Here is a 6,176-nt window from a genome sequence, read left to right as displayed (position 1 = left end):
GCCTCCGGCGTCGCGGCGGCACGGGCCTCGAACAGCTCCGGCACCGCGGCCGACGGCAGCTCGGCGACGGGCCCGTGCCAGCCGGACACCAGCTGTTCCCGCTCCGCCGGGCCGAGGATCTCGATCGTGCTGAGCGGCGCGTCGGGGTCGGCGGCCGCCGACCGCAGGACCCGGACCAAACGCTCGCCCAGCGTGGCCGCGGTGGCGTGGTCGAACAGGTCGGCCGCGTACTCCACGGCTCCGCCCAGGCCGTTGGCGACACCGTCGGCGTCGTGCTGCTCGACGAAGGCGAAGGACAGGTCGAACTTGGCCAGCCGCTGGTCGAGGAGGTGCTCCCGGCAGGTGAGCCCGGCGAAGTCGGAGGGGAGGTCCTCGTCGCTGTCCAGTGTCACCATGGTCTGGAACAGCGGATGGCGGGCCGGGGTCCGGGCCGGGTTGAGCTGCTCGACCAGGCGCTCGAAGGGGATGTCCTGGTGGTCGAAGGCGTCCAGGTCGAGCTGTCGCACGCGCTCCAGCAGCCGGCGGAAGCTCGGGTCGCCGGAGGTGTCGGTCCGCAGGACGAGAGTGTTGACGAAGAAGCCGACCAGGTCGTCGAGGCCCTCGTCGGTGCGTCCGGCCACGGCCGTGCCCAGCGGGAGGTCGGTGCCCGCCCCGAGCCGGGTGTACAGCGCGGCCACCGCGGCCTGCAGCACCATGAACAGGCTCGCGCGCTCCGCCGACGCCAACTCGGTGAGCCCGGCGTACAGTTCGCTGTCCAGGGTGAGGTCGGCGGCGCCGCCGCGACGGCTCGGCGCGTTCGGCCGCGGCCGGTCGTAGGGGAGGGCCAGCTCCTCGGGGGCATCGGCCAGAACGCCCTGCCAGTGGGCGAGTTGGGTGGCGAGCACGCTCTCCGGGTCGTCCTCGGTGCCGAGCACCTCCTGCTGCCACAGGGTGTAGTCGGCGTACTGGACGGGCAGCGGAGCCCACCGCGGCTCGGCACCGGCGCGGCGGGCCCGGTAGGCGGCGTCCAGGTCGCGGAAGAGCGGCGGGACGGACCAGGCGTCGCTGGCGATGTGGTGCATCAGCACCAGCAGCACGTGCTCCTCGGCCGAGAGCGAGAACAGCGTGCAGCGGACGGGCAGTTCGGCCGCGAGGTCGAAGACGTGCCGCACCGCCCGGTCCACTTCCGCGGTCAGCTCGCTTTCGTCGGCCACCGCCACGGAGGCGACCTCGACGGACGCGACGGCGGGGCTGTCCGGCTCGGCGATCGACTGCCGCGGCCGGCCGTCGGTGGCCGGGAAGGTGGTGCGCAGCACCTCGTGCCGGGCGAGCACGTCACGCAGGGCCATGGAGAGGACGGCGGCGTCGATCTTGCCGGTCAGCCGGACCGCGAACGGGGTGTTGTAGAGCGCGCTGGGGCCTTCGAGCTGTTCGATGAACCACAGCCGCTGCTGCGCGAACGACAACGGGATCAAGGTCTGCCTCCGGCGGGTGACGTGCTGAGCGGGGACTTGGCGGTCGGACCACCGGGGACGGCCGGCGGCGCGGGTGACCTACGACGGGCTGCCGGGCCGGCGCATCGGCCTGAGGGCGGGCCGGGCCTTGCGGGCGGCGGGCAGCGCGTCGGACAGCTCACCGACCGTGGGGTGGTCGAAGAGGGTGCGGATCGACATCTCGACGCCGAGGGCGGAGCGGATGCGGCTGACCAGCTTGGTGGCGAGCAGGGAGTGCCCGCCCAGGTCGAAGAAGCCGTCGTCGATGCTGACCGTGGCCAGGCCGAGCACCTGGGCGAACAGCTCGCACAGGCTCTGCTCCCGGGCCGTCCTGGGCGCCCGGCCTTCCGGCGTGCCGGAGTAGTCGGGGGCGGGCAGGGCGCGGCGGTCGACCTTGCCGTTGGGGGTGACCGGCAGGGCGTCGAGGGTGACGACCGCGGCCGGGAGCATGTAGGCGGGCAGGCGTTCGGTGGCGAAGGCGCGCAGTTCGCCGGGGGTGGCCGTGCCGGTGACGTAGGCGACGAGGCGCTTGTCGCCGGGCTGGTCCTCGCGGACGAGGGCGAGGGCCTGGCCGACGCCGGGGTGGGCGGTGAAGGCGGCCTCCACCTCGGCGAGTTCGATGCGGAAGCCGCGGATCTTGACCTGGTCGTCGGCGCGGCCGAGGAACTCCAGTACGCCGTCCGCGTTCCAGCGTACGGTGTCGCCGGTGCGGTACATCCGGGTGCCGGGCTCGCCGTAGGGGCAGGCGACGAAGCGCTCGGCGGTGAGGTCCGGGCGGGCCACGTAGCCGCGGGCGAGGCCGGCGCCGGCGATGTACAGCTCGCCGGGCACCCCGGCCGGGACGGGCTGGAGGGCGTCGTCCAGGACGTACGTGCGGGTGTTGGCCATGGGACGGCCGATCGGCACCACGTCCGGTACCGACTCGGCCGAGGGGAGCGGCAGTTGGGTCGCGCAGAGGGTGATCTCGGTCGGGCCGTAGAGCACCCGTACCCGGATACCCGGGACGGCCGCCAGCACCCGGCGGACGGCGGGCGCGGAGACCACGTCCCCGCCCGTCAGCACCTCGCGCACACCGTCGAAGACGCCCGGCTCCTCCTCCGCGATCACGCGGAACAGCCCCGCGGTGACGTGCACATGGGTGAGCCGGTGGGCCCGGACCAGCCCGCGGATGGCGGCGGCGTCCAGGTCACCCCGCGGTGCGACGACCACCTGGCCGCCGGAGAGCAGCGGGGCCCACAGCTCGTACGTCGAGGCGTCGAAGGCGTGCGGGGCGTGGAAGAGGACCCGCAGCCCGTCGGGGTGCTGCCAGCACGGGTCCGAGGCGAGCTGCACCACGTCCCGGTGGGTGATGGCGATGCCCTTGGGCCTGCCGGTGGAGCCGGAGGTGAACATCACGTAGGCGAGCTGCTCCGGGTGCGGCGCGGTGCGGTGGGTACGCCGGCGGTGCGGGCCGTCGAACCAGCCCTCGGTGAGCGCCAGGACGGGGCAGGGGGCGTCGGCGGCCAGCTGGTGGTCCTGGTGGGCGGGGTCGACCAGGACGAGCGCCGCGCCGGTCTCGGCGGTGATCTGCCGCAGCCGCTCGGCCGGGTGCCGGTCGTCCAGCGGGACGTAGGTGCCGCCGGACTTGGTGACCGCGAGGATCGCCGTCACCAGCTCGGCGGAGCGGTCCATCAGCAGGACCACCGGTGTGTCGGCGCCGACCCCGGCCTCGGCCAGCTGGACGGCCAGGTGCTCGGCCCGGGAGTCCAGTTCGGCGTAGCTCAGGCGCCCCGCGCCGGAGACCAGGGCGACGGCGTCGGGGGTGGCGGCTGCCCGGGCCTCGAACAGCTCCGGCAGGGTGGCGTCCGGGACGGGCACGGCGGTGTCGTTCCAGCCGGTGAGCAGCTGCTCGCGCTCGGCCGGGGCGAGGACGTCGATGCCGCCGATCGGAGTGTCGGGCTCGGCCGCGACGGTGCGCAGAACGCGCAGCAGCCGTTCGGCGAGGGCGGTGCCGGTGGCGGCGTCGAACAGGTCGGTCGCGTACTCGACGGCCACCGTCAGGCCCGCCCGGGGGCCCTGCTCGGTGAAGCGGAAGGACAGGTCGAACTTGGCCACGTCGAGTTCGAAGGGGTGCTCTGCGCAGGTCAGTTCGCCGAAGGCGGCGGGCACCGAGGCGCGGCCCTCCAGGGCGACCAGGGTCTGGAAGAGCGGGTGGCGGCCCGGGGTGCGGGTCGGGTTGAGCTGCTCGACGATGCGCTCGAAGGGGATGTCCTGGTGGTCGAAGGCGTCCAGGTCGGTGCGGCGGACGCGCTCCAGCAGCTCGCGGAAGGTCGGGTTGCCGGAGGTGTCGGTTCGCAGCAGCAGGGTGTTGACGAAGAAGCCGACCAGGTCGTCCAGGGCGACGTCACCGCGTCCCGCGACGGGGGTGCCGAGCGGCAGGTCGGTGCCGGCGCCGAGGCGGGTGTAGAGGGTGGCGACGGCGGCCTGCAGGACCATGAACAGACTGGCGTGCTGCGCGGCTGCCAACTCGCTGAGGGCGCAGTGGAGTTCGGCGCTGACGGCGGCCTGCGCCAGTCCGCCGCGATGGCTGGGCCGGGCCGGGCGCTGGCGGTCGTAGGGCAGGGCCAGCTCCTCCGGGGCGTCGGCCAGGATCCGCTGCCAGTGGGCGAGCTGCCCGGTCAGCAGGGCGGTGGGCCGCTCCTGGGTGCCGAGCAGTTCGCGCTGCCAGAGGGCGTAGTCGGCGTACTGGACGGGCAGTGGCCGCCAGTCCGGTGCGGCGCCGGCGGTGCGGGCCCGGTAGGCGGCGGCGAGGTCGCGGAAGAGCGGGGCGACGGACCAGCCGTCGCCGGCGATGTGGTGCATCAGCACCAGCAGCACGTGCTCCTCGTTCGGCAGGGAGAACAGCGTGCAGCGGACGGGGAGTTCGGTCGCGAGGTCGAAGACCTGCCCGCCGGCCTCGGCCAGGGCGGTGCGCAGTTCCTCCTCGGTGGCCACCGGCACGGCGCGCAACGGCGGCCGGGGGTCCTCGGTGACCAGCTGGTGCGGCTGCCCGTCGGTGGTGGGGACGAGGGTGCGCAGCACCTCGTGCCGGGCCACCACGTCCCGCACCGCCCGGTCAAGGGCGGAGAGGTCGACCGCGCCGGTCAGCCGGACCGCGACGGGCGTGTTGTAGAGCGCGCTCGGCCCCTCGAACTGCTCGATGAACCAAAGTCGTTGCTGGGCGGGGGAGAGTGGGACGAGTGCGGGCCGGTCGGCGGGCCGCAGGGCCGGGCGGGCCGGCCCGGTGTCGGGCAGCGCGGTGGCCAGGGCGGCCACGGTGGGGTGGTCGAAGAGGGTGCGGATCGGCAGCTCCGCGCCGAGCGCGGTGCGGATGCGGCTGACCAGCTTGGTGGCGAGGAGGGAGTGCCCGCCGAGGTCGAAGAAGTTGTCGTCGATGCTCACCGTCGCCAACCCGAGGACCTCGCCGAAGAGTTCGCACAGGGAGCGCTCGGCTTCGGTGCGGGGCGCGCGGCCCTCGGCGCCGCTGTAGTCGGGGGCGGGCAGGGCGCGGCGGTCGACCTTGCCGTTGGGGGTGACCGGCAGCGCGTCGAGGGCGACGATCGCGGCGGGCAGCATGTAGGCGGGCAGGCGCTCGGCGACGAAGGCGCGCAGTTCCTCGGGGGTGGCCCCGCCGGTCGCGTAGGCGACGAGGCGCTTGTCGCCCGGCCGGTCCTCGCGGACCAGTGCGGCGACCTGGCCGGCTCCGGGGTGGGCGGCGAACGCGGCCTCGACCTCGCCGAGTTCGATCCGGAAGCCGCGGACCTTGACCTGGTCGTCCGCTCGACCGACGAACTCCAGTTCGCCCGTGGTGGTCCAGCGGGCGATGTCGCCGGTGCGGTACATCCGGGCGCCGGGCTCGCCGAAAGGGCAGGCGACGAAGCGCTCGGCGGTCAGGAACGGCCGGCCGACGTAACCCCGGGCGAGGCCGTCCCCGGCCAGGTACAGCTCGCCGGGGACGCCCACCGGCACCGGGCGCAGCCCGGCGTCCAGCACGTAGGCCCGGGTGTTGGGCAGCGGGCTGCCGATCGGCACCACGGCCGCCGGTACGGCGTCGGGGGAGGTCATCGAGCGGCGGGTGGCGAAGGTCGTGCTCTCCGTGGGCCCGTAGACGTGCACCAGCCGCAGGCCCGGGCAGGTCTCCAGCACCCGGCGCATGGCGGCGGGCGAGGCGATGTCCCCGCCCGTCCAGACCTCCCGCATTCCGGCGAAGGACTGCGGGGCCTCGGCGGCCAGCACGTTGAAGAGTCCGACCGTGATGAAGGCGCCGGAGACCTGCTGCCGGCCCAGCACGTCCGCCAGCTCGGTGATGCCGAGGCGTCCGGGTGGGGCGATGACGAGGCGGCCGCCGGAGAGCAGGGGGGTCCAGAGTTCGTAGGTGGAGGCGTCGAAGGCGGTCGGCGAGTGCACGGCCACTCGCGCGTGGCCGTCGAGGCTGAACGCCCCGCCGAGGGAGAGGTCGACGACGGAGCGGTGGGTGATGCCGATGCCCTTGGGGGTGCCGGTCGAGCCCGAGGTGTGCATCACGTATGCCAACTGGTGGGCATGGATGTTCAGTTCGAGGTTGTCGGCGGTCTCGTTGCCGACCGGGAGAGTGGTCAGCCCGGCCAGGGCGGGGTGGTCGCGGTCGGTGACGGCGACGGTGGCGCCCGCGTCGGTGAGGACGGCGCGTAGGCGCTCCTGGGGCTG

At 74.3% G+C, this 6,176-nt stretch carries 2 protein-coding genes; both read right to left on the bottom strand.

What is annotated here, in order from left to right:
• A partial coding sequence (locus ACFV1W_RS39775; RefSeq protein WP_380422369.1) for a condensation domain-containing protein occupies window positions 1-1,445 on the bottom strand: 1,445 nt, incomplete at its 3' end.
• 87 nt (window positions 1,446-1,532) lie between these two features.
• A partial coding sequence (locus ACFV1W_RS39770) for an amino acid adenylation domain-containing protein (protein WP_380422367.1) occupies window positions 1,533-6,176 on the bottom strand: 4,644 nt, incomplete at its 5' end.

Source organism: Kitasatospora sp. NPDC059648, from assembly GCF_042734825.1.
GTDB lineage: Bacteria > Actinomycetota > Actinomycetes > Streptomycetales > Streptomycetaceae > Kitasatospora.
This window is presented reverse-complemented; position numbering and strand designations above follow the sequence as displayed.